Raw genomic sequence first — 24,029 nt, 5'->3', positions numbered from 1 at the left:
AGCGGAGGCACCCCTCTCTCAGCTGATGTTCTGCGCCGCGCTCAGCCCTCGAGCAGCTCCGACAGCTCGAGCCAGCGCAGCTCGAGCCCGGCCGCCTCGTCCTGGTGCTCGCGCAGCTTCGCGTTCAGGCCCAGGATGCCGTCGTAGTCGTCCGGGTCGTGGGTGGCCATCTTCTCGTGCACCGCGGCGGAGAGCTGCGTGAGCTTGTGCAGGCGCCGGTCGATCGCCGACACCTCCTTCTCGGCGGTGCGCCGCTCGGCGCCGCCGAGGCCGGACGGAGCCGGAGCGGACGCGCCCGTCGAGCCACCCGCGGGCGCGCCCTTCTCCAGCGCGCGGCGCAGGTCGAGGTACTGCTCCACACCACCGGGCAGGTGGCGGAACGCGCCGTCCATCACGGCGTACTGCTGGTCGGTGACGCGCTCGAGCAGGTAGCGGTCGTGCGAGACGACGAGGAGCGTGCCCGGCCAGGAGTCGAGCAGGTCCTCGATCGCGGCGAGCATGTCGGTGTCGAGGTCGTTGGTGGGCTCGTCGAGGATCAGCACGTTCGGCTCGCTGAGCAGGATCAGCAGCAGCTGCAGCCGGCGGCGCTGGCCACCGGAGAGGTCCTTCACCGGCGTCGAGAGCTGGGCACTGGAGAAGCCGAGGCGCTCGAGCAGCTGCCCGGGGGTCATCTCCTTGCCGCCGATCGAGTAGCTGGTGCGCTGCTCGGCGATGATCTCGCGGACCGGCTGGTGCTGCACCTCGGTCAGCTCGCGCAGCTGCTGGTCGAGGATCGCGACGCGGACCGTGGTGCCGCGCTTCACCTTGCCGCTGGTCGGCTGCACGCTGCCGGCCACGAGGCCGAGGAGGGTCGACTTGCCGGCGCCGTTGACGCCGAGGACACCGGTGCGCTCGCCGGGCGCGATCCGCCACTCGATCCTGTTGAGCACGGTCCGCTCGCCGTAGCGGACGGTGACGTCGAGCAGGTCGACGACGTCCTTGCCGAGCCGCGAGACGGCGAGCTGCGAGAGCGAGACGGAGTCGCGCACGGGCGGCTCGTTCTCGATCAGCTGGTTCGCCGCATCGATGCGGAACTTGGGCTTGGCCGTGCGGGCCGGAGCGCCGCGGCGGAGCCAGGCCAGCTCCTTCTTCATCAGGTTCTGCCGCTTCGACTCCATGGTCGAGGCCATCCGGTCGCGCTCGACGCGCTGCAGGATGTACGCCGCATAGCCGCCCTCGAAGGGCTCGACCAGGCGGTCGTGCACCTCCCAGGTCGCGGTGCAGATCTCGTCGAGGAACCACCGGTCGTGGGTGACGACCGCGAGGCCGCCCGAGGTCGCGGCCCAGCGGCGCTTGAGGTGCTCGGCGAGCCAGGCGATGCCCTCGACGTCGAGGTGGTTGGTGGGCTCGTCGAGGAAGACGACGTCCCAGTCGCCGACGAGCAGCTTGGCCAGCGCGACGCGGCGGCGCTGGCCGCCCGAGAGCGCGCCGACGACGCCGTCCCAGGGGACGTCGCGCAGCAAGCCGGCGATGACGTCGCGGGTGCGCGCGTCCCCGGCCCACTCGTGCTCCTCGAGGCCGCCGACGACGGCCTGGGCGACGGTGAGCTCCTCGTCGACGGTGTCGGCCTGGTCGAGCATGCCGAGCGTGACGCCGCGGCGGTGGGTAACCCGGCCGCCGTCCGGCTCGATGCGCTGGGCGAGCAGGCGGAGGAGGGTCGACTTGCCGTCGCCGTTCCGGCCGACGATGCCGATCCGGTCGCCCTCCTCGATGCCGAGGGAGACGTCGTCGAAGATGACCCGCGTGGGGTACTCGAGGCGGAGCGACTCAGCGCCCAGGAGATGTGCCATAGGGGCCCAGTTTACGGGGGGCCGCCTTCGCGGATCCCCACGGGCGGACGCGGTGCGCTCAGGCGACCGTCACCGTGCGCATGTGCCAGCCGGTCGCGCCGTCGGGGGCGGGCGGCGCCTCGTCCTGCGTCTGCACCAGGCCCTCGGAGTCGGTGGCGCGGACCAGGACGACGTGGTCGCCCGCGATCGCGTCCCACTCGTAGACCCACTGGATCCAGGTGTCGGCGGTGACGGCCTCGGCCAGGCGCGCGGACTGCCAGGCGCCGCCGTCGATCTGGACCTCGACCTTGGAGATGCCGGTGTGCGGGGCCCAGGCGACGCCCGCGACCGCGACCGTGCCGGACGGGACGGCCTGACCCTGGCGCGGGACGTCGATCCGGGACTCGACCTTGATCGGGCCGCGCTCGGTCCAGCCGCGCGTCGACCAGTAGGCGACGTCGTCCTCGAAGGTGGTGACCTTGAGCTCGGTGACCCACTTGGTGGCCGAGACGTAGCCGTAGAGGCCCGGGACGACCATCCGCACCGGGAAGCCGTGCTCGACCGGGAGCGGCTGGCCGTTCATGCCGACGGCGAGCAGGCTCGCGCGGCCCTCGTCCGTCAGCACCTCGAGCGGGCTGGACGCGGTGAAGCCGTCGATGCTGCGGGAGAGCACCATGTCGGCGCCGGCGGTCGGGCGGGCGCGGGCGAGGAGCTCGCGGATCGGGTAGCCGAGCCAGAGCGCGGTGCCGATCAGGTCGCCGCCGACCTCGTTCGAGACGCAGGAGAGGGTGACGAGATGCTCCTCGAGCGGGAGGGCGAGGAGCTCGTCCCAGGTGAGGGTGATCTCCTCCTCGACCATTCCGGTGATCTTCAGCGACCAGTCCGCCGGGTCGACGCTGGGCACGGAGAGCGCGGTGTCGATCCGGTAGAAGTCGTCGTTGGAAGTGACGTAGGAGCTGATGCCCTCGATGTCGTCGAGGACGCCGGTCGCGGGGATCGGCGCGGCGGTGGCGGCGGGGGTCGGCAGCACGACGGCCTCGCGGACCGCGGTGACGGCGGAGGCGGCGGCGGTGACGACGCGCGCGCCCACGCCCGCGACGACGGCGGCGGCACCGGCGATGCCGACCAGGCGGAGGAAGGAGCGGCGGTCGGTCGAGCCCTGGGCGGGCTCCTCGTCCCAGGCGCGCAGGCGGGCGGAGGCGGCGCGCAGCACCATCGCGCCGGCGACCATGCCGACCACGCTCGGCGCGGCGTCGATGCCGGAGGCGCCCTCCCGGCTGACGGTCGCGAGCGCACCGAGGCCCGCGACGGCGGCGAGGACCAGGACGCCCAGCGGCGTCTTGCGGTACTCGAGCAGCCCGGCGGCGACAGCGAGCAGGGCGACCGCGATGCCGAGCGAGACGAGGAGCACGAGCTTGTCGCCGGTGCCGAACAGGGCGATGACCGTGTCCTTGACGCCCGGCGGGACGATGTCGATCACGAAGCCGCCGACCGCGACGAGCGGGCTGCCGCCGGCGCCCGTGAAGACGGCGACGAGCTCGGCGGTGGCGAGGGTGACGGCGGCCGAGACGAGCCCGGTGAGGATCGCGAACAGTGCTACTCGTCTGGGGGCCATGAGCGGCACTCTAGGCCACGAGATCGAGCGTTCTCTGCGGACGGCGCGGCGGCCCGCCCCTGCTGATCGAGCAGCCCATTCAGAGGGCGTATCGAGATCCACCGTTGAGCAGACGCCGGGTCTCGATACGCCGCTGCGCGGCTACTCGACCAGCATGAGGGAGCCGCTGCGCGGCTGCTCGACCAGCATGGTGTGGCGGCTGCTCGACGCGCGTGGTCAGGTGGAGAGGAGGCGGGCGCCGTGGACCGGGCCGGAGACGCGGACGGCGCGCAGGCGGGCGGACGTCAGCTCGAGCTGCAGGTCGAGCGCGGCGTCGGCGTCGGGCAGGAGGAAGGCGACCGTCGGGCCGGAGCCGGAGACCAGGCCGCCGAGGGCGCCGCTCTCCTCGCCGCGCTCGAGGATCCGCGCGAGGCCGGGCTGCAGGTGCAGGGCGGGCGCCTGGAGGTCGTTGTGCATCGCGTCGGCGAGCATCGCGGCATCGCCCGCCCGGAGTGCCTGCAGAACGTTCGGCTCGATGCTCGGCGTCGCGGAGATCGGCCGGAAGTCGTGCAGGTGCCGCTCGCGGTGGCGGTCCAGCTCGCGGTAGACCTCGGGGGTCGACAGGCCCTGCTCCGAGAGCACGAGCACCCACTCGAAGCGGCCCTTCGCGAGCGCGGGGCTCAGCTCGTCGCCGCGGCCGACGCCGATCGCGGTGCCGCCGGTGAAGGAGAACGGGACGTCCGCGCCGAGCCCGGCGGCGATCCCGAGCATCTGCTCGCGGGTGCAGGCGGTGCCCCAGAGCGCATCGCAGGCCAGGAGGGTCGCGGCTGCGTCGGCCGAGCCGCCGCCCATCCCGCCCGCGATCGGCACGTTCTTCTCGATCTCGAGGTGCACGCCGCCGCGGTAGCCGGTCGCCCGGGCGAGGGCCCGCGCCGCCTTGATCGCGAGGTTCGACCCGTCGACGGCGAGGCCGCGGGTGTCGATCGAGCCGGAGAACTCGACCGAGAAGTCGGGGGCGTCGCTCGCGCGGACGTCCTCGTAGAGCGACAGCGACTGGAAGGCCGTCGCGAGCTCGTGGTAGCCGTCCTCGCGGACGGCGCCGACCTTCAGGTAGACGTTGATCTTGCCTGGCGCTCGCGCGTGGACCCGGTTCGACGTCGTCGCGCGATGGGCCATGCGACCACGCTACAGGGTGGCGGAGCCGCGCTCGTCCGCGGCGGGAGCGCTCTCGTCGACGGCCTCGCCGGCATCCTCGTCGACGCTCTCGCCGTCGTCCTCGGGCCCCGTCGCAGTCGGCACCGCGCCACCGCGGACCGGCACTCGCGCCGGGTCGAGCGCCCGGCCGAGGGCGGTGAACGCCGCGACGTCGAGCTCCTCGCCGCGGGCCGTCTGCGGCACGCCGGCCGATTCGAGGGCGGCGATGGCGGCCGTGCTGTCGCCGAAGAGCGCGGCGAGCGACTGGCGGAGCATCTTCCGCCGCTGCGCGAACGCCGCGTCGACCACCGCGAAGACCGCTCGGCGCAGGGTCTCGTCGCCCGGCTCCTCGCCGCGCTCGAACGAGACGAGCACGCTGTCGACGTTGGGCACCGGCCAGAAGATCTGCCGGGACACGGTGCCGCCGGTCGTGAACGAGCCGAACCAGGACGCCTTGACGCTCGGGCCGCCGTAGATCTTGGAGCCCGGGCCGGCCGCGAGGCGGAGCCCGACCTCGGACTGCACCATCACCACGCCGGAGCGGATGCTCGGGAAGTGCTCGAGGAAGTGCAGCAGCACCGGCACCGAGATGTTGTACGGGAGGTTCGCGACGAGCCGCACGGGCTCGCCCGGCAGCTCGAGCACCTTCATCGCGTCCGCGCGGATCACGGTGAGCTCGGCGGCGGGCGCCATCAGCTGGACCGTGCGGGGCAGCTGCTCCGCGAGCCGGCCGTCGATCTCGACGGCGACGACCCCGGCACCGGCCTCGAGCAGGCCGAGGGTGAGCGAGCCGAGGCCCGGGCCGATCTCGACGACGCTCTCGCCCCGCTCCACGCGGGCGAGCTTGACGATGCGGCGGACGGTGTTGGCGTCGTGCACGAAGTTCTGGCCGAGCTTCTTCGTCGGCGTGACGTCGAGCAGCTGGGCGAGATCGCGGATCTCGGCGGGTCCGAGCAGCTTCGGGACGGCGACCTCCTCGGCCGCCGCCTCCGCCGCGTGCCGGCCGGTCATGCCAGCTGCCCGACCGGCTCCGACGGCTCCGAGCCGACCTCGCCGCCCCACTCGCCGTAGACCTGCTCGGTGTTCGAGGCGATCGTGGCGGCGAGGTGGCCGACGTCGGTCTCCAGCGTCGCGGCCATCGAGCGGAGGGTGTGCGGGATCAGGTAGGGCGCGTTCGGGCGGCCCCGGAACGGCTCCGGAGTGAGGTAGGGCGCGTCGGTCTCGACGAGGATCAGGTGCCGCGGAGTGGCGACCAGCGCCTCGCGCAGCGACTCGGCGTTCTTGAACGAGACGGTGCCGGCGAAGGAGAGGTACCAGCCCTCCTCCGCGCACATCCGCGCCATCTCGGCGTCGCCGGAGAAGCAGTGGAAGACGGTGCGCTCGGGGGCGCCGACGCGGCGGAGGGTCTCCATCACCTCGCGGTGCGCGTCGCGGTCGTGGATCTGCAGCGCGATCCCGGTCTCCTTCGCGATGCGGATGTGCTCCTCGAACGAGCGGAACTGGGCGGCGCGGCCGCTCTCGCCGGTGCGGAAGAAGTCGAGGCCGGTCTCACCGACGGCGCGCACGCGCGGCTGGGAGGCCAGCTCGGCGATCACGGCGAGGGCGTCGTCGAGCTCGCCGCGCTCCTCGAGCGCCGGCGCCTCGTTGGGGTGGATCGCGACGGCGGCGAGCATGCGCGGCTCGGAGGCGGCGCGCTCGGCCGACCAGCGGCTGGTCTCGACATCGGTGCCGACCTGCACGACGCCCCGGACGCCGACCGTGGAGGCACGGTCGAGCTGCTCGCGGTAGTCCAGGGGCTCGAGACCATCGCTGATCTCGAGGTGCGTGTGGTTGTCGTAGACGGGGACGACGAGCGCCTCGGGCAGCGGCGGGTACGTCAGGTCGCGGCCGGACGTGTTCTCGCGGGCGCGGACGTGCTGGCTGTCGGTCATGGCTCCAGGCTACCGGGGCGGGGCGGCGGGGCCCCGGCGGGTGGATCTCGAGAGTGCGCGCCTGCGGACGGTGGATCTCGACACGCCCGCGCAGCGGGCTACTCGATCAGCATGGAAGAGCGCCCCCGCAGGGAACGCCCTCGCATGCTGGTCAGGCTGTTGCCGACGTGTCGGCCCACGCTGCTGGTCCTGTTGCCGACGTGTCGGCCCACGCTGCTGGTCGAGTAGCCGCCGCAGGCGGCGTATCGAGACCCCGCGTCTGCAGACGGTGGATCTCGATACGCCCGCAAGCGGGCTACTCGATCAACATATGGGCGCCTGCGGAGCAGGCTCCGTGACCCTCGGAAGGCGCCCGCGCAGCGGGCTCCGCGATCAGCGGCCAGGGCGACTCAGGACTCCGGGACCTCGATGCGGGGGAAGAGCGGGGCGAGGGTGCCGACGGTGGTGCCGACGGGCAGCTGTCCCCACTCCCCCGCCGCGCGCAGCGGCTGGGCGGTGAGCGCGCCGAGGGCGTCCTGCACGCCGAGCGCCACCCAGAGCGCGGTGGTCGCGCGGGGCACGACCGGCGAGAGCAGCACCGCCAGGGCGCGCAGCCCCTCCGACGCCGTGTAGAGAACGGTGCCGAGGCGCTCGCGCTCGTCCCTCTTGGCCAGGGCCCAGGGCTCCTGCTCGGTGATGTAGCCGTTGAGCTCGTCGACGATCGTCCAGACTGCGGTGATCGCGTCGTGGATCGCGAGGGTCTCGATCGAGCGGTCGGCCGCGGCCGCCGCCTCCGCGACCGTCGCCTGCACGCGCTCCTCCGCCTCGGTCAGTGCCGAGGGCTCGGGCACGACGCCGTCGTAGTAGCGGTGCAGCATCGCGATGACCCGCGAGGCGAGGTTGCCGAAGCCGTTGGCGAGCTCCGCCTGGTACCGCGCCGCGAGATCCTCCCAGGAGAAGGAGCCGTCCTGTCCGAAAGTGATGGCGCGCATGAAGTAGTAGCGGAACGCGTCCGAGCCGAAGGTGTCGGTGATCTGCTCCGGCGCGATGCCGGTGAGCTTCGACTTCGACATCTTCTCGCCGCCGACCAGCAGCCAGCCGTGGCCGAAGACCTGCTTGGGGACGTCGAGCCCGGCGGCCATCAGCATCGCGGGCCAGATCACCGCGTGGAAGCGGAGGATGTCCTTGCCGACGATGTGGGTCGCCGGCCAGCGGCGCTCGAACTCCGCCTCGTCCTGGCCGTAGCCGACGGCGGTGATGTAGTTGAGCAGCGCGTCGAACCAGACGTAGACGACGTGCGAGTCGTCCCAGGGCACCTTGACGCCCCAGTCGAAGCTCGAGCGCGAGATGGAGAGGTCGGCGAGGCCCTGGCGCACGAAGCTGACGACCTCGTTGCGCGCCGACTCGGGCTGCACGAAATCGGGGCGCTCCTCGTAGAGCGCGAGCAGTCGCTCGGTGTACTCGCTCATCTTGAAGAAGTAGTTCTTCTCCTTGAGCAGCTCGACCGGCTTCGAGTGGATCTTGCAGACGTACTGCCCCTCGTACTCGCCGGTCCCCTCGTCGAGGTCGGAGAGCTGCTTGTACTCCTCGCAGCCCACGCAGTAGTAGCCCTCGTACTCGCCGGTGTAGATCGCGTCCTCGTCGTAGAGCTTCTGCAGGAACTTCTGCACGTTGACCTCGTGGCGCTGCTCCGTGGTCCGGATGAAGTCGTCGTTGGCGATGTCGATCGTCGACAGCAGCGGCTTCCACGAGTTCTGCACGAGCCGGTCGGCCCACTCCTGCGGGGTCGTCCCGTTCGCGGTGGCGGTGCGCAGGATCTTCTGGCCGTGCTCGTCGGTCCCGGTCAGCAGCCAGGTGTCGTCGCCCGCCTGGCGGTGCCAGCGGGTGAGGACGTCGGCGGCGACCTCGGTGTACGCGTGCCCGATGTGGGGGACGTCGTTCACGTAGAAGATCGGGGTCGTGAGATAGAAGGAGGCGCCGTCGGACATGGCGACCATCCTATGGTTCGCCGCCGGGGCCTCCCGCTGTGTGACGGAGCGGTGCCGAGGCCGACTCGTGCTCGGCGCTCAGCCCCGGCGGGAGGCGAGGGCCGCCTCGTAGAGCGCGCGCTTGGACAGGCCGGTGATCTCCGCGACCTCGGCCGACGCCTCCTTGAGCCGCGCGCCGGCCGCGACCCGCTCGAGCACGTCGGCGAGCCCGTCCTCGAGGGAGGCCTCGCGCTCGGGGGCGCCCTCGACCACGAGGCAGATCTCGCCGCGGAGGCCGTCGGCCGCCCACTCGGCGAGCTCGGCCGCGGTGCCGCGGCGGACCTCCTCGAACATCTTGGTCAGCTCGCGGCAGACCACGACCCGCCGCTCGGGGCCCATCGCCTCGACGAGATCGGCCAGGGAGTCACCGATGCGGTGCGGCGACTCGAAGAAGACCATCGTCCGGCGCTCGTCGACGAGCGAGCGGAACAGCGTGACCCGCTCGCCGTGCTTGCGCGGCAGGAAGCCCTCGAAGCTGAAGCGGTCGGTCGGCAGACCGGAGACGGCGAGCGCCATCAGCACGGCCGACGGGCCGGGCAGAGCGGTCACGCGGACGCCGGCGGCGACGGCGGTCTCGACGAGGTGGTAGCCCGGGTCCGAGACGGTCGGCATCCCGGCGTCGCTGAGGACGAGGAGGTCCTCCTCGCGGGCGAGCTCGACCAGCTCCGCGGAGCGCTCGCGCTCGTTGTGGTCGTGCAGGGCGTAGAGCTGCGGGCGGTTCTCGATCCCGAGGGCGCGGAGCAGCTGGATGGTGACGCGGGTGTCCTCGGCGGCGATGTGCCGGGTGCTCTCGAGAGCCTCGACGAGCCTCCGGGTCGCGTCGCCGAGATTGCCGATGGGCGTGCCGGCCAGGATGATCATCCGTCCATCCTCCCAGTCGGCGCGCGACGACGGCCGAACCCGGCCCGGCGGCGGATCCGCGCGCCGTTAGCATGGCCGGGTGACGGACCGACCGCAGCGCGACTTCGACGACCTGCTCCTCGACTCCGCGGGGGCCTCGCGCGCCGTGCCGGTCGGGCCCGCGGACGGGAGCACCGCCGACGGCACCGCCCGCGGCGCTACCGCGAGCACCGCCGAGAGCACCCCGGCGGCGCACGTGCGCGAGAGCGCGCCGGACCTGCCCCGCGGCTCCTGGTTCGACGACGTGCACGACCGCCTCGTCGCGACCACCGCCCGCCGCCGGCTCTGGGAGCTGGGGCTGCCGATCCTCGTCGTCGTGGTCGCCGCGGTGCTCCGCCTCTGGAACCTCGGCCACCCGCGCTCGCTGGTCTTCGACGAGACCTTCTACGTCAAGGACGCCTGGACCCTCTGGAACCTCGGCTTCGAGGGCGCCTGGCCCGAGAACCCCGACCCGGGCTTCGCCACCGGCGCCGTCGACGTCTTCACCGGAGCGCCGTCCTTCGTGGTGCACCCGCCGCTGGGCAAGTGGATCATCGGGCTCGGGATGGGCCTGCTCGGTGCGGACGACAGCGTCGGCTGGCGCCTCGCCACCGCGATCGTCGGCATCCTCGCGGTCGCCCTCGTGATCGTGATCGGGAAGCTGCTCTTCCGCTCCACCTTCCTCGCCTCGCTCGCCGGCCTGCTGCTCGCGATCGACGGCCACGCGATCGTGATGTCGCGGGTCTCGCTGCTCGACGGCATCCTGATGTTCGTCGCCCTCTGCGGTGTCGCCGCGATCCTGCTCGACCGGCGCTGGGCCGAGGAGCGGATGGCCGTGAAGGTCGCCGCGGGAGACCTGCCGAGCTGGGGCCCGGTGCTCTGGTGGCGGCCCTGGCTGCTGACCGCCGGCCTGATCTTCGGCCTCGCCGCGGGCGTCAAGTGGACGGGCATCTACTTCCTCGCCGCCTACGGCGTCTACGCCGTGGTCGTCGACGCGCTGCTGCGCCGGCGCGCGGGCGTGCCGTTCTGGGTCAGCGGCGCGATCCTCAAGCAGGGGCCGGTCACCTTCCTCCTGGTCGTGCCGATCGCGCTGATCGCCTACCTCGGCACCTGGCTCGGCTGGCTGCGCACCTCCGGCGGCTGGGCGCGGCAGTGGGCGACGGAAGCGCCGGGCAACGCCTGGACCGGCGCGCTCACCTGGGTGCCGGACTGGGCGCAGAGCCTCTGGCACTACCACGTGCAGATGTACGACTACTCGATCAATCTGCGCGCCACCCACCCCTACGAGGCGAACCCGCTGACCTGGCTCCTGATGCTGCGGCCGACGAGCATGTACTTCGTCGACCAGGCCACCGGCGTCGACGGCTGCGCGGCGGTGCGCTGCGACGAGGCGATCACCTCGGTCGCGAATCCGCTGATCTGGTACGCCGGTGTGCTCGCGCTGGTCTACCTGCTCTACCGGCTCGCGCGCTACCGGGAGTGGCGCGCCGGCTTCGTGCTGATGGGCATCGTCGCCGGCTACCTGCCCTGGATGCTGTACCTGGACCGCACCGTCTTCCAGTTCTACTGCGTCGTCTTCGAGCCGTACATGATGCTGGCGCTCGCCCTGACGGCGGGGGTGGTGATCGGCAGGCGCGGTGACGAGCGCGGCAGACGCACGCGCGGCATCGTGATCGTGCTGATCTTCGTGGTGCTCGCGGCGGCCCTGACCGCGTACTTCTACCCGCTCTGGACCGGGCAGCAGACGTCGTTCTCGTTCTGGCAGGCGCACATGTGGTTGCCCTCGTGGGTCTGATCGCCCGGATCGGGCCCGGGCTCGCGGCCTGCGCGGCCGCGGCGGTCCTGGCGTTCGCGGTGCACCTGGCGATCCCCGCCGTGCCGATGCTGACGGCCGCCGTGGCGCTCGGCATCCTGGTCGCGCAGCTGCCGGCGGCTCGCCCGCTGCTGAGCGGCCGGCTGGCCCCGGGGCTCAAGTTCTCCTCGCGCACGCTGATGCGCACCGGCATCGTCCTGCTGGGGCTCAAGCTCTCGCTCGTCGACATCGCTTCGCTCGGCTGGGGCGCGATCCTGATCGTCGTCGCGATCGTGCTCGCGACCTTCGGGCTGACCTACGGCCTCGGGCGCGCACTGCGCCTGCCCGGCCGCGAGCCGCTGCTGCTGGCCGCGGGCTTCTCGATCTGCGGGGCCTCGGCGGTCGGCGCGATGGCCGGTGCGACCCGGGCGAAGGAGGAGGAGCAAGCGGTGCCGGTCGCGCTGGTCACCCTCTGCGGCACCCTCGCGATCGCGGTGCTGCCGGCGCTGCGCTACCCGCTCGGGCTCACGGACGTGCAGTTCGGGCACTGGGTCGGCGCGTCGGTCCACGACGTCGGCCAGGTGGTCGCGACGGCGCAGGTCGCGGGGGCGTCGGCCCTCGCGATCGCGGTGGTCGTGAAGCTGACCCGCGTGGTGATGCTGGCGCCGATGGTGGCCGTCGCCGCTGCCGTGACGCGACGCGGCGGAGACGAGGGCGGACCGCGACCCGCGATCGTGCCGCTGTTCGTGGTCGGCTTCCTCGCGGCGGTGCTGCTGCGGACTCTGCTGCCGCTGCCGGAGGGCGTGCTGGTCGCGGCGGACACGGCGCAGACCTGGCTGCTGGCGGCGGCGCTGTTCGCGCTCGGGAGCGGGGTGCGGCTGCGGGCGCTGCTGACGACGGGCTGGCGGGCGCTGGTCGTCGCGCTCGCCTCGTGGTTCGCGATCGCCGTGATGTCGCTGGCGGCGGTGCACGCGACGCTGTGACGGCGCGTCGCCGCCTGGGACTGTTACGGGATGCGTCGCTCCGGCGGCCCGGTGTCGGCGGCGCCCGCTAGCGTCGATCGCATGGCAGATCGCGAGTACGGCTTCAAGACGCGGGCAATCCACGCCGGCAACATCCCCGACCCGGTGACGGGCGCGCGAGCGCTGCCGATCTACCAGACGAGCGCGTTCGTCTTCGACGACACCTCCGACGCGGCGGCCCGGTTCGCGCTGCAGAAGTACGGGAACATCTACTCCCGGCTCTCCAACCCCACCGTCGCCTCGTTCGAGGAGCGGGTCGCGAGCCTCGAGGGCGGGCTCGGCGCCGTCGCGACCGCCTCCGGCCTGTCGGCGCAGTTCATCACCTTCGCGGCGCTGGTCGGCGCGGGCGACCACGTCGTCTCCTCCGCCAACCTCTACGGCGGCTCGATCACCCAGCTCGACGTCACGCTGCGGCGCTTCGGCGTCGAGACCACCTTCGTGCAGTCGAGCGACCCGGCCGACTACGCCGCCGCGATCACCGACAGGACCAAGGTGCTCTACGCCGAGACGATCGCGAACCCCTCCGGCGAGATCGCCGACATCGAGGGTCTGGCCGCCGTCGCGCACGCCGCCGGCATCCCGCTGATCATCGACTCGACCGTCGCCACGCCGTACCTCGTCCGCCCGATCGAGTGGGGCGCCGACATCGTCATCCACTCGGCCACCAAGTTCCTCGGCGGGCACGGCACCACGCTCGGCGGCGTCGTCGTCGAGTCGGGCCGCTTCCACTACTCGCAGGAGAAGTTCCCGCTGCTGCACGACGCCGTCGCCTCCTACGGCGGTCTCTCCTGGGACGGCAACTTCGGCGAGTACGGCTTCCTCACCCGCCTGCGCGCCGAGCAGCTGCGCGACATCGGCCCGGTCCTCGCCCCGCACTCGGCCTTCCTGCTCGCGCAGGGCGTCGAGACGCTGCCCTACCGGATCCAGGCGCACGTCGACAACGCGCGCCGCGTCGCGGAGTGGCTCGACGCCGACCCGCGGATCGAGGAGGTCTACTGGGCCGGCCTCCCCGCGCACCCGCACCACGAGCGCGCGCAGAAGTACCTGCCCAAGGGCCCCGGCTCGGTGTTCAGCTTCGTGGTCAAGGGCGGTCGCGCCGTCGGCCAGACCTTCATCGAGTCGGTCGACCTCGCCAGCCACCTCGCCAACATCGGCGACGCGAAGACGCTGGTGATCCATCCCGCCTCGACGACGCATGCGCAGCTCACCGAGCAGCAGCTGCTGCACGCCGGGGTGCTGCCGGGCCTCGTCCGGCTCTCGGTCGGCATCGAGGACGCGGACGACATCATCTACGACCTCGACCAGGCGCTCACCCGCGCGGTCGAGGCGCACGGCACGCCGGACGCACCGACCGAACTGCCGGACGACGTCTCGGTGACCATCGACTCCCCGACCGTGGAGGTCTGACCATGAGCGACACCGCCAGCGGCATCGCTGCCGACACCGCCGCGACCACCGAGGCCGACGACACCGTCGTCGCGCACCTGTCCAACGGGCTCAGCTGCTCCGTGCCGACGAACTCGCCGCTGGCGAAGCTGCTCAAGTCGCAGCGCACCTGGGTCGGGCCGGACGCGAAGAAGCGGCTCGACATCCTCCGCCGCGCGAAGACCGTCGCGATCGTCGGCGCCTCGCCGAACCCGGCGCGCTCGTCCTACTTCGTGTCGACCTACCTGCAGCAGTCGAGCGACTACGAGCTGTACTTCGTGAACCCCAACGCGAAGGAGATCCTGGGGCAGCCGGTCTACAAGAGCCTCGCGGACCTCCCCGTCGTGCCGGACATCGTCGACGTCTTCCGCAAGGCGAGCGACATCCCGTCCGTCATCGACGACGTGGTGACCATCGGCGCGCCGACGGTGTGGGTGCAGCTCGGCATCTGGAACCAGGAGGCCGCCGAGTACGGCGAGTCGAAGGGCCTCACCGTGGTGATGGACCGCTGCCTCAAGGTCGAGCACGCCCGCTTCCACGGCGGCCTGCACCTCCTCGGCTTCGACACCGGGCAGATCACCTCCCGCAAGACCCTGCGCTGACGCCGCCCTCCTCCCCCGCGAGATGCCACTTGTGCACGGTTTCCACGGCGTGTCGCGCGCACAAGTGGCATCTCGCGGAGGGGGTCAGTCGCCCTTCACGTTGACGAGCTGGTGGAGGGTGCGGCAGATCTCGACGAGAGCCGCCGCGTCGGCCATCACCCGGTCGATCGGCTTGTAGGCCGCCGGGATCTCGTCGAGGAAGGCGTCGGTGTCGCGGTACTCGATGCCGGCCATCGCCTCGCGCAGCTGCTCGTGGCTGAAGGTCCTCCGCGCCGCCGAGCGCGAGTATTCGCGACCGGCGCCGTGCGGCGACGAGTTCAGCGACATCGCGTCACCGCGCCCGACCACCACGTACGAGGCGGTCCCCATCGAGCCGGGGATGAGCCCCGGCCGTCCGGCGTCGGCATGGATCGCGCCCTTCCGGCTCACCCAGACGTCGCGGCCGAAGTGGCGCTCCTTCTCGGTGAAGTTGTGGTGGCAGTTGATCCGCTCCCGCTCCTGGACCGCGACACCGCTCCACTCGGCGAGCTGGCGGATCACCCGGTCCATCATCTCCTCGCGGTTGAGCAGCGCGAACCGCTGCGCCCAGCGCAGCTCGGCGACGTAGCGGTCGAACTGCTCCGTCCCCTCGACCAGGTAGGCGAGGTCGGGGTGCGGCAGCGCGATCCAGTGCCGCTCGCAGTACTCGCGGGCGACCCGGATGTGCGCCGTCGCGATCCGGTTGCCCACGCCCCGCGAGCCGGAGTGCAGGAACAGCCAGACCGCGTCCGTCTCGTCGACGCTGACCTCGATGAAGTGGTTGCCGCTGCCGAGCGAGCCGACCTGCAGCCGCCAGTGCTTCGCCGAGCGCGCCGGGTCGAAGCCCGCCTCGACGGCGAGCGCCTCCAGCTCGGCCACCCGCGGCTCGGCGGTCGCGACGACCTTCCGGTTCGCCGCTCCCGCCGACAGCGGCACCGCCCGCTCGATCTGCCGCCGCAGCTCGCCCAGGTCGCGGCCGGCGAGGTCGCTCCGGGAGAACTGCGTGCGGACGGCGATCATGCCGCAGCCGATGTCGACGCCCACGGCCGCCGGGATGAGCGCACCGAGGGTCGGGATGACCGAGCCGACCGTCGCTCCGAGTCCGAGGTGCGCGTCGGGCATCAGCGCCAGGTGGGGGTGGATGAACGGCATCTCCGATGCGGTGAGCGCCTGCTGCCGCGCGTTGTCGTCCAGGATGCTCGCCCAGGAGACGAGCCGCTCCGTGATTCTCTGCATGGTCCTTCCTCTCGTGAAGGCCCGGCGGTCGCCGGGATCGGGGTGGGACGCGCTCGGGGCGGCGGGATGCCGCGAGCCGACCGCGAGGCCCCTCCCCTGCAGAGGAGTGCCGACGCACGAGGGCCCCGAGACGACGTCGTCCGGGAGCCCGCGGCGGATGCCTAGGGGTGCCGGACGACGCCGGGCTGGAGGTTCGCGAGATCGCGCTTCGAGCGTTCGAGCTCGACCGCGCCGACGAGGGCGCGGGGGCGATCGGCGACGAGCAGCTCGTCACGGGTCGATCGGTTCGCGGTCACGGGCTGCTCCTTCCGGGCGTCGGGGGTGCGCACTCCGGTGGCGCGCCCGCCGAAGCTAGCAGTGCCGCTGGAGGCGTGCAACCCGGGCGTGTCGCGCGGCGCGGGACGTCGGAGCCCATCGGCGGAGGATCCTCCTGCCGTCCGCTGAGCACCTCCCCCTGCCGGCGGAGTCTCCTCCGCATTGCGTGGGCGCTCTCTGGGCGACCCCTCCGTGTCCCCGGATCCGTGACAGCGACAGGAGTAAGCAGAACGGGCAAGGGAGAAGCGAACTCCGCCGATCGTGACAACGAATCCGGCCGCCCGGCGGCCACGAAGAGGTGTACGAAACGATGAGAACCACCCGTCCCACTCCAGTCGCCCAGCGCCCGAGGCGCCTCCTGATCGCAGGGCTCGCCTGCGGGGCCCTCGCCTTCGGATCGGTCGCGACGGCTCCGGCCGTCTTCGCGGCCGAGGCACCGGTCAGCGCCGCTGCCGCCTCGGCCGCCGCCTGGCCCGTGGTCGCCGAGGGCGAGAACAGCGCCAACGCGCGCACGGTGCAGCACCTGCTGAACGCGTCCGGCGCCTCCGTGGACGCCGACGGCGTCTTCGGGCCCGCCACCGCCGCCGCGGTGACCTCCTTCCAGAGCGCGCGCGGCCTCTCGGCCGACGGCATCGTCGGCGCGCAGACCTGGGCCGCCCTGATCACGACGGTGTCCTCCGGCGACTCCGGCGAGGCGGTCAGCGCGCTCCAGGTGCAGCTGAACAAGGTCGGCGCGAGTCTCACGGTCGACGGCGCGTTCGGCGCCGCGACCCTCGCCGCCGTGAAGAACGTCCAGTCGGCGGCCGGGCTCACGGTCGACGGCGTCGTCGGACCGCAGACCTGGCAGTCGCTCGTCGGCGCCGGCTCGGGCACCACGCCCGACCCGGGCCAGCCGGGCGAGACGTTCGCGACCCTCAGCGAGGAGCAGCTCGCCAACGTCCGCACGATCATCGCGGAGGGCAAGACGGCCGGCGTCCCCGAGTACGGCTGGGTCGTCGCCATCGCCACGGCGATGCAGGAGTCGCGACTGCGGAACCTCTCCGGCGGCGACCGCGACTCGGTCGGCCTCTTCCAGCAGCGCCCGTCGGCGGGCTGGGGCGACCCGGCCGACCTCGTCGACCCGGTCTACGCCTCGAGGGCGTTCTACGGGGCGGCGAACAGCCCCACCACGAACACCGGCCTGACGGACGTCGCCGGCTGGGAGTCGATGTCGGTGACCGAGGCGGCGCAGGCCGTGCAGGTCTCCGCCTACCCGGACGCCTACGCGCAGTGGGAGACCCTGGCGCGCGAGGCCGTCGAGAGCGAGGGATGAGGATCATGAGCACCACGGACATCAGCACGACGGAGATCAGCACGACGGAGATCAGCACGACCACCAGCACGGCGGCCCCCGAGGCCCGGCACCGGCGGAGCATCGGCGCCCGCGTCCTCGCCGTCGTCACCGCCCTGCTGCTCGCCCTCGGCGTCAGCGTCGGGACCGCGACCAGCGCTCAGGCGGCCGACTGGCCCGTCCTCTCCTCCGGCTCGACCGGCGAGGACGTGACCACCGCGCAGTACCTGCTCCGCTCCTCCGGCCAGTCGCTCGCGGTCGACGGCGCGTTCGGCGCCGGCACGCAGTCGGCGGTCACCTCCTTCCAGTCCGGCGCGGGTCTCGCTGCCGACGGCGTGATCGGTGCGGCCACCTGGGGCGCGCTGACGGTGACCCTGCAGAGCGGCGCGTCCGGAGACGCGGTCAGCGCCGTCCAGACGCAGCTGAACGCGAACGGCGCGTCCGTCGCGGTCGACGGCGCGTTCGGCGCGGCGACCACCGCCGCGGTGCAGAGCTTCCAGGGCAGTGCCGGACTGACCGCCGACGGCATCGTCGGACCGGCCACCTGGAAGGCGCTCGTCGCCGGAACCGGTGGCGGCACGACGCCTCCCCCGTCGGGCGACGCCGCCGCGACCGCGCAGGCGATCCTCGACAACCCGGGGATCGAGCTCTACGAGCTGGGCTCGGACGCCGCCTCCACGTCGCTCGCGAACATCCGCGACACGGCCGCCGGCCAGCCGGCCAAGACGAGCCCCGAGGGCGACGCCGGCGTGACCTCGGTCGCATTGAACCCGGCCATGCTCGACGCGCTGCTGAAGCTGAACACGCAGTACGGCCACACGGTGCGGGTCACCTCCATCGCGGGTGAGGACCACTCCACCGGCTCCGGCCACTACACCGGCGACGCGGTCGACATCGACCTGATCGACGGCGTGCGGGTCTACGAGGGCGCCGACCACCAGGCGATCCAGAACGCCTGCGCCAAGATGGGCGCGACGCTCACGCTCGGCCCCGGCGACGCGGGCCACTCGGACCACGTGCACTGCGAGTTCTGACGCTCGGGACCTCGGTCCCGGTACTCGGAACGACAGGGGCGGGCGCTCGATCGGGCGCCCGCCCCCTTCCATGCGCGAGGCGTAGTCTCGGGAGATGAGTGCATACGTCTCCGCCTTCGACCTGTTCAGCGTGGGGATCGGCCCCTCCAGCTCGCACACGGTCGGACCGATGCGGGCGGCCCTGGCCCTCGCCGAGCGGCTGCGCGACGCCGGGCTGCTCGACGGGGTGAGCCGCGTGGTCTGCACGCTCTACGGCTCGCTCGGCTCCACGGGCATCGGCCACGGGACGCCGGACGCGATCGTCGCCGGGCTGTCCGGGCTGCACCCGGAGACCTGCGACCCGGAGGAGGTCCGCGGAGCGTGGCGGCGGCTCGACGAGGACGGTGCGATCGCGCTCGCGGGCGAGGCGCGCCTGCCGATGACCCGCGACGACATCGCCTTCGAGCCGCGCACCAGGCTCCCCGAGCACCCCAACGCCCTGACCTTCAGCGTCTGGCTCGGCGACGCGGCACTGCCCGAGTGGGAGGAGACCTACTACTCGATCGGCGGCGGCTTCATCCGCCGGGCCGGCGAGCGCGCCGAGCTGGCCTCGCTCGCTCCGCACCCCTACCCCTTCGTCTCCGCGCTCGACCTGCTCGCGACCTGCGACCGGACCCGCTCGAGCATCGACGAGATCGCCGCCGCGAACGAGCGGGCGCTGCACCCCGGCCTCGACGTCGACGCCCGGCTGGACGCGATCTGGGACGCGATGGCCGCCTGCGTCGAGCACGGCCTGGCGACCGAGGGCGTCCTGCCCGGCGGTCTGGGCGTGCAGCGCCGCGCCTCCGTCCTGCGCGGGCGGCTCGAGGCCTTCGAGGACGACCCGCTGGACCGCGCGCGGGCGACCTCGGTGGAGTGGCTGCACGCGTTCGCGCTCGCGGTGAACGAGGAGAACGCGGCCGGCGGGCGCGTCGTCACCGCGCCGACGAACGGGGCGGCGGGCATCATCCCCGCCGTCGCGCACCACTACCTCCGCTTCGTGCCCGGCGCCGACCGCGCGGGCATCCGGCGGTTCCTGCTCACCGCGACGGCGATCGGCTCGCTCTGCAAGACCAATGCGTCGATCTCGGGCGCGGAGGCCGGCTGCCAGGGCGAGGTCGGCTCGGCCTGCGCGATGGCGGCGGGCGCGCTGTGCGCGGTGCTCGGCGGGACCCCGCGGCAGGTGGAGAACGCGGCCGAGATCGCGATGGAGCACCACCTCGGGCTCACCTGCGACCCCGTCGGCGGACTGGTGCAGATCCCGTGCATCGAGCGCAACGCGATCGCGGCGTCGACCGCGGTCAGCGCGGCGCGGCTGGCGCTGCACGGCGACGGGACGCACCGGGTCTCGCTCGACACCGTGATCGAGACGATGCGGCAGACCGGCATCGACATGTCCTCGAAGTACAAGGAGACCAGCGAGGGCGGCCTCGCGGTCAACGTCATCGAGTGCTGAGCGCGGCGGTCGGTACCGCAGGAGGGACGGCCGCGCCGAGCGGACTGTGACGCCGGATGAACCACGATGACGCACCGGCCTGCGGAGCGTCGGGGGTCGCGCCTAGCGTGGTGCGGGTGAGCAGCACTGCAGCCCCCTACCTCGCCCGGCCGATCGTCTCCACCCAGTGGCTGGCCGACCAGCTCGGCCGCGAGCACCTCGTCGTGGTCGACGCGAGCGTCCTGCTGGTGACCGGCTTCGACGGCCGGCCCGGCTACCTCGGCGGCGACGAGCAGTACCTCCTCGAGGGCCACGTGCCCGGCGCGGTCTTCGGCGACCTGCTCGCGCAGCTCTCGGATCCGGAGGCGGCCCTCCCCTTCACCCGGCTCGACCCCGAGCGCTTCGCCGCGGCGACGGCCGCCCTCGGCATCGACGACGACTCGGTGGTCGTCGTCTACGACTCCGCGGTGGGCCAGTGGGCGTCGCGCCTGTGGTGGCTCCTGCGCGCCGCCGGGCACGACGCGGTCGCGGTGCTCGACGGCGGACTCAGCGCCTGGCGGCGGGAGGAGCGCCCGATCGAGACCGGTCACGTCGAGCCGCGGGCGGCCGCGGGCATCACCGTGCGCCCCGAGCGCCCGCTCTGGATCGACAAGGCCGGCGTCGAGCGCGTCGTCCGCGGCGAGGAGCCGGGCGCCCTGGTCTGCGCCGTGCCGCCGAAGGAGTTCACCGGCGAGCAGGGGCGCCGGCCGCGCCTCGGCCACCTCCCCGGCTCGGTCAGCGTTCCGGCCGTGCGGCTGGTCGGCCGCGAGGACAACACGCTCCTCCCGCCGGAGCGGCTGCGGGCGCTCTTCGGCGAGTCGCTCCAGGCCGAGCGGATCGTCCTCTACTGCGCGGGCGGGATCGCCGCGACGGCCGACGCGCTCGCGCTCGCCGTCCTCGGCGTCGACACCGCGGTCGTCTACGACGGCTCGCTGAACGAGTGGGCCGCCGACCCCGACGCCCCGCTCGTCGTCACAGCCGCGTGAGCAGCTCCTCCGGGAGCTCGGTCGTCGGCAGCGCGCAGACGAACGCCTCGCAGGAGTAGGCCGTCGGCAGGCCGTCGCGCGACGTCCGGCCCTCGAAGAGCTCGAAGCCCGCGCGGGCCCACTCCGCCGCCGCATCGTCGCTCACCACCGCGAGCACGCCCAGCCCGGTCTCCCGGGCGCCGCGCTGCAGCGGCGCCCGTGCGCCGTCCTCCGGGACGACGACGACCAGCTGCGTGACCGGCCGCGCGAGGCGCCCGGCGAGCGCGAGGACACCGCCGAATCCCATCGGCTGCCCGAGCGCCCCCGGCCCGATGCCCGCGACCACGGCCCCCGCCGCCTCACGGTAGCGCCGCTCCCCCGTCAGGAGGTACAGCACATGCGCCGCGTCGGCCGCCGCCGAGAGGCCCGAGGGGTAGGCGCCCTCGGACGGATCCGCCGCCAGCAGCAGCCCGCGCGCGGTGAGCGCCGGGTCCCCGCCGCCGGGCAGCGCGAACGGCGGCCAGGACGGCGCCGCGTCCAGCGCCCCGTCGATCAGCGTCCGGGCGACGACCGCGTAGCGGGGCGCCCCCTCGGCGAGCGCCAGCTGCAGCAGCCCGCCGGCGAGCATGCCGAGGTCCTCGAGCGCCGGACGCGCGGCCGACACGGAGTCGCCCAGCGAGGCGCGGACGCTCACGCGCCCGTCGACCAGGTGCCGCTCGAGCAGCAGAGCGGTGGCGTCCCGCGCTGCCGCGATCCAGTCCTCCCGGCCCAGCACCCGCCCGGCTCGCGCGAGCGCCCCGATCGCCAGCCCGTTCCAGCCCGTGACGACCTTCTCGTCGAGTGCGGGCGGGGTCAGATCCGTACGGTCCTCGGCGAGGTAGTAGCCGCCCTCCGAGCGCTGCCCGTCGATGACGCTCTCGGAGTCCTGCGCACTGGCGAAGCCGCCGCTCGGCCGCCGCAGCGTCGCGAGCAGGAACGACGCGACTCCCTCCGCCACCCCGGCGAGCGCCTCCCGGTCGGTGCCCTCGCGGCCGAGCAGCACCGCCGCGACGTCGAGCAGCTGGGCGTTGTCGTAGAGCATCCGCTCGTAGTGCGGATCGCTCCAGTCCTGACGGGTGGCGTAGCGGAAGAAGCCGCCGTCGCGATCCCGCAGCGGCGAGCCGGCCAGCGTCAGCAGCGTCCGCTCGGCCAGCTCCGCGCCGTCGTCCCGCGACGCCAGGAACCCGAGCACCGGCGCCACCGGGAACTTCGGCGCCCCGCCGAAACCGCCGTGCACCCGGTCCTCCTCGGCAGCGAGCGCCCCGACGGCCGCCGCGAGCGCCGCGTCGTCCGGCAGTGCGCCTCCCAACGGCACCACCGCGGTCGCCTCCCGCAGCGCCGTGCTCAGCGACCCCGCCGTCGCCTGCACCTCGTCGCGCCGCAGCCGCCACGCCTCCGACACCGCGTCGAGCACGTCCGAGAACGCCGGCACCCCGCCGACGGCCCGCGGCGGGAAGTACGTCCCCGCGTAGAAGGTCTCCCCCGCCGGAGTCGTGAACACCGTCAGCGGCCAGCCCAGATTCCGCGTGAACGCACTCGCCGCCGTCAGATAGGCGGTGTCGACGTCCGGGTGCTCCTCGCGATCCACCTTGACCGCCACGAACCCGTCGTTCAGCCGCGCCGCCAGCACCGGATCCGAGAACGACTCCCGCGCCATCACGTGGCACCAGTGGCAGGTCGCGTACCCGATCGACACCAGCACCGGCACGTCCCGGCGCACCGCCTCGGCGAACGCCTCCTCCCCCCACGGCCACCAGTCCACCGGGTTGTCGGCGTGCGAGCGGAGGTACGGACTGACACTGGAGCGGAGTCGTTCGGCCATGCCCTCCACGCTAGACGCGCCGCCCGCCGCCGTCCGGGGCGTTGACAGCCGCCCCACGCTCGCCGCTCCCCCGGTCGACACCCGCTCCGCGGGGCCCCCATGCTGATCGAGTAGCCCGCTTCGCGGGCGTATCGAGATCCACCACCGTCAGAAGCCGAGCATGCAGACCCGCACTGCTGACGCCGGTAGGTCTCGATACGCCCCTCCGGGGCTACTCGACCAGCATGGCTGCAGCCGCCCCGCTGACGACATAGAGTCTCATCCCGAAGGGATGGACGCCGCCCCTCGCCTCCGTCTCACCCCGGAGGGATGGACGCCGTGCCTCGTCGCGGCTCCTGGCTCGGGTCTAGCGGGCGCGCCGCAGGCGCGCGGGAAGGAGCCGCGACAAGGCACCGCGTCCGCCCCACCCCGCGGCGAGTGACGCCGACCCGCCCGGGATCGTAGGGTGGCCCGAGCAGGAGAGGCGGGCGGATGCGCACGGAGCAGTCATCGAAGGATGTCCCCCTCACGCAGTGGAACTGGTTCACGCGGGCGAAGACACCGAGCGAGAGCGTCCTGATCGGCATGCTGGTGCTCGCGATCCCCGCCTGGAATCTCGTCGGGGTGTTCGTCGACGGCGTTCAGCTCGGCATTCGGATCGCCGTCCTCGCCGCACTGACCGTCGTCCTATTCGGCGTGATGGGCACGCTGATGGCCGTCCGGCACCCGACCCCGTACGCCGACCTGACCGCGCGGACCGTCCGCGTCCGCTCCCGGACGACCCCGTTCGCCGCCTTCACCTCGGCACAGCGACGGCCGACCGGTGGCCGCTCGAAGCGCGTCGCGATCGAGCTCCACGCCCCCGGCCAGACGATCCTCCTGGAGCTGCGCGACAGCCTCGGACGCCTGACGACCGGCCGGACGCAGGAGGCCGTGCTCGAGCTCCTGCGCGGCAGCAGCATCGAGACGCCCACCTCCCGCGACGACCCGACGGGCCGCTTCGCCGCGGTGAACTTCCCGGCACACCTCACCCGCGACCAGGCGATCGCCCTGGCGGAGCGCCCCGTGACCGCCCCCGATGTCGGCGCCGGCACGCACTGACCGCGCCGATCACCCCCTTCGACTCCGTCTCCTCCCGAAGGGAGGGACGCCTCCCCTCGGCCCCACCCTCGCCTCCGGCGGGGTGGACGCGGTGCCTCGTCGCGGCTCCTGGCTCGGGTCTGGCGGGCGCGCCGCAGGCGCGCGGGAAGGAGCCGCGACGAGGTACCGCGTCCACCCCACCCGCCAGCACCCCAGACGCCGAAGGACGCCTCAGCGCTCGAAGAACCACCCCGTCGGCCGCTGCGGCCCCGACGACGACCCGCCGCCGCTCGCCCGCCGACCGAAGACCAGGTACGCGATGCTCCCCGCGAAGGGGAGGATCACGATCAGCGCCACCCAGCCGACCTTCGCGACCTTCGACAGCCGCCCGTTCGCCAGCACGCCCCGGATCGCGAGGATCAGCAGGACGATGTTGAGCACCACGAGCAGGGACTGCGTGTTCACG

19 protein-coding genes and 1 pseudogene are annotated in these 24,029 nt (G+C 73.1%); 9 read left to right on the top strand and 11 right to left on the bottom strand.

Annotation, left to right across the window (positions count from 1 at the left end):
- Positions 1-41 precede the first annotated feature (41 nt).
- The 7 genes and pseudogenes from EDF35_RS16095 to rsmI all read right to left on the bottom strand — a co-directional run bounded on the left by EDF35_RS16095 (position 42) and on the right by rsmI (position 9,394).
- A complete protein-coding gene (locus EDF35_RS16095; RefSeq protein WP_123447634.1) occupies positions 42-1,829 on the bottom strand; it encodes an ABC-F family ATP-binding cassette domain-containing protein in 1,788 nt (595 codons plus the stop codon).
- A gap of 58 nt (positions 1,830-1,887) precedes the next feature.
- Positions 1,888-3,423: a molybdopterin-dependent oxidoreductase gene (locus EDF35_RS16090; protein ID WP_133963086.1), complete on the bottom strand. Its 1,536-nt coding sequence runs from the start codon at positions 3,421-3,423 to the stop codon at positions 1,888-1,890.
- Between the two features lie 216 nt (positions 3,424-3,639).
- A complete protein-coding gene (locus tag EDF35_RS16085; protein ID WP_133963085.1) occupies positions 3,640-4,578 on the bottom strand; it encodes a 4-(cytidine 5'-diphospho)-2-C-methyl-D-erythritol kinase in 939 nt (312 codons plus the stop codon).
- Between the two features lie 159 nt (positions 4,579-4,737).
- Positions 4,738-5,607 (bottom strand): annotated as a pseudogene (rsmA, locus tag EDF35_RS16080) (16S rRNA (adenine(1518)-N(6)/adenine(1519)-N(6))-dimethyltransferase RsmA); the annotation flags it as partial.
- On the bottom strand, positions 5,604-6,527 hold the full coding sequence (locus tag EDF35_RS16075; RefSeq protein ID WP_133963083.1) for a TatD family hydrolase: 924 nt from the start codon (positions 6,525-6,527) through the stop codon (positions 5,604-5,606). The pseudogene rsmA and the gene EDF35_RS16075, both read right to left, overlap by 4 nt.
- Positions 6,528-6,916: 389 nt before the next feature.
- On the bottom strand, positions 6,917-8,494 hold the full coding sequence (gene metG, locus EDF35_RS16070; RefSeq protein ID WP_133963082.1) for a methionine--tRNA ligase: 1,578 nt from the start codon (positions 8,492-8,494) through the stop codon (positions 6,917-6,919).
- A gap of 78 nt (positions 8,495-8,572) precedes the next feature.
- A complete protein-coding gene (rsmI, locus tag EDF35_RS16065) occupies positions 8,573-9,394 on the bottom strand; it encodes a 16S rRNA (cytidine(1402)-2'-O)-methyltransferase (RefSeq protein WP_123447639.1) in 822 nt (273 codons plus the stop codon).
- A gap of 79 nt (positions 9,395-9,473) precedes the next feature.
- Between rsmI and EDF35_RS16060 the strand changes: the two genes are divergently transcribed.
- The 4 genes from EDF35_RS16060 to EDF35_RS16045 all read left to right on the top strand — a co-directional run bounded on the left by EDF35_RS16060 (position 9,474) and on the right by EDF35_RS16045 (position 14,253).
- A complete protein-coding gene (locus EDF35_RS16060) occupies positions 9,474-11,207 on the top strand; it encodes a phospholipid carrier-dependent glycosyltransferase (RefSeq protein WP_243840024.1) in 1,734 nt (577 codons plus the stop codon).
- On the top strand, positions 11,186-12,187 hold the full coding sequence (locus EDF35_RS16055) for a putative sulfate exporter family transporter (protein WP_133963081.1): 1,002 nt from the start codon (positions 11,186-11,188) through the stop codon (positions 12,185-12,187). Before EDF35_RS16060 ends, EDF35_RS16055 begins: the two co-directional genes overlap by 22 nt.
- 81 nt (positions 12,188-12,268) lie before the next feature.
- A complete protein-coding gene (locus EDF35_RS16050; protein WP_243840023.1) occupies positions 12,269-13,633 on the top strand; it encodes an O-acetylhomoserine aminocarboxypropyltransferase/cysteine synthase family protein in 1,365 nt (454 codons plus the stop codon).
- 2 nt (positions 13,634-13,635) lie between these two features.
- Positions 13,636-14,253 carry a CoA-binding protein gene (locus tag EDF35_RS16045; RefSeq protein WP_123733577.1) on the top strand — a complete coding sequence of 206 codons (618 nt, stop codon included), beginning with the start codon at positions 13,636-13,638 and terminating at the stop codon, positions 14,251-14,253.
- A gap of 84 nt (positions 14,254-14,337) precedes the next feature.
- On the opposite strand, the gene EDF35_RS16040 is transcribed toward EDF35_RS16045, so the two are convergent.
- Positions 14,338-15,507, bottom strand: a complete 1,170-nt coding sequence (locus EDF35_RS16040; protein WP_133963080.1) for an RtcB family protein — start codon at positions 15,505-15,507, stop codon at positions 14,338-14,340.
- A gap of 161 nt (positions 15,508-15,668) precedes the next feature.
- Positions 15,669-15,803 (bottom strand): hypothetical protein, encoded by a 135-nt coding sequence (locus EDF35_RS21425; protein ID WP_260312332.1) that lies wholly within the window; start codon positions 15,801-15,803, stop codon positions 15,669-15,671.
- Between the two features lie 329 nt (positions 15,804-16,132).
- Between EDF35_RS21425 and EDF35_RS21420 the strand changes: the two genes are divergently transcribed.
- From EDF35_RS21420 to EDF35_RS16020, 4 genes are all read left to right on the top strand, one after another.
- On the top strand, positions 16,133-17,134 hold the full coding sequence (locus tag EDF35_RS21420) for a peptidoglycan-binding protein (RefSeq protein ID WP_133963079.1): 1,002 nt from the start codon (positions 16,133-16,135) through the stop codon (positions 17,132-17,134).
- A gap of 5 nt (positions 17,135-17,139) precedes the next feature.
- Positions 17,140-18,186, top strand: coding sequence for a peptidoglycan-binding protein (locus tag EDF35_RS16030; protein WP_208323085.1), 1,047 nt, complete (start codon positions 17,140-17,142; stop codon positions 18,184-18,186).
- A gap of 94 nt (positions 18,187-18,280) precedes the next feature.
- Positions 18,281-19,660: an L-serine ammonia-lyase gene (locus EDF35_RS16025; RefSeq protein ID WP_133963077.1), complete on the top strand. Its 1,380-nt coding sequence runs from the start codon at positions 18,281-18,283 to the stop codon at positions 19,658-19,660.
- 116 nt (positions 19,661-19,776) lie between these two features.
- Entirely contained in the window at positions 19,777-20,664 is an 888-nt protein-coding gene (locus tag EDF35_RS16020) for a rhodanese-like domain-containing protein (RefSeq protein ID WP_166674137.1), read from the top strand.
- Here EDF35_RS16020 and EDF35_RS16015 read toward each other — a convergent pair.
- The gene (locus EDF35_RS16015) at positions 20,651-22,504 is read right to left on the bottom strand and encodes a DUF255 domain-containing protein (RefSeq protein ID WP_133963075.1); all 1,854 of its coding nucleotides are present in this window, start codon (positions 22,502-22,504) and stop codon (positions 20,651-20,653) included. The genes EDF35_RS16020 and EDF35_RS16015 overlap by 14 nt on opposite strands.
- 471 nt (positions 22,505-22,975) lie before the next feature.
- On the opposite strand from EDF35_RS16015, the gene EDF35_RS16010 reads away from it, so the two are divergent.
- The gene (locus EDF35_RS16010) at positions 22,976-23,584 is read left to right on the top strand and encodes a hypothetical protein (protein ID WP_133963074.1); all 609 of its coding nucleotides are present in this window, start codon (positions 22,976-22,978) and stop codon (positions 23,582-23,584) included.
- A 210-nt stretch (positions 23,585-23,794) separates the two neighbouring features.
- On the opposite strand, the gene EDF35_RS16005 is transcribed toward EDF35_RS16010, so the two are convergent.
- Positions 23,795-24,028 carry a PLD nuclease N-terminal domain-containing protein gene (locus EDF35_RS16005; RefSeq protein WP_133963073.1) on the bottom strand — a complete coding sequence of 78 codons (234 nt, stop codon included), beginning with the start codon at positions 24,026-24,028 and terminating at the stop codon, positions 23,795-23,797.
- Position 24,029: the final 1 nt, after the last annotated feature.

Source organism: Rathayibacter sp. PhB151, assembly GCF_004366415.1.
Taxonomy (GTDB): Bacteria; Actinomycetota; Actinomycetes; order Actinomycetales; family Microbacteriaceae; genus Rathayibacter; species Rathayibacter festucae.
This window is presented reverse-complemented; position numbering and strand designations above follow the sequence as displayed.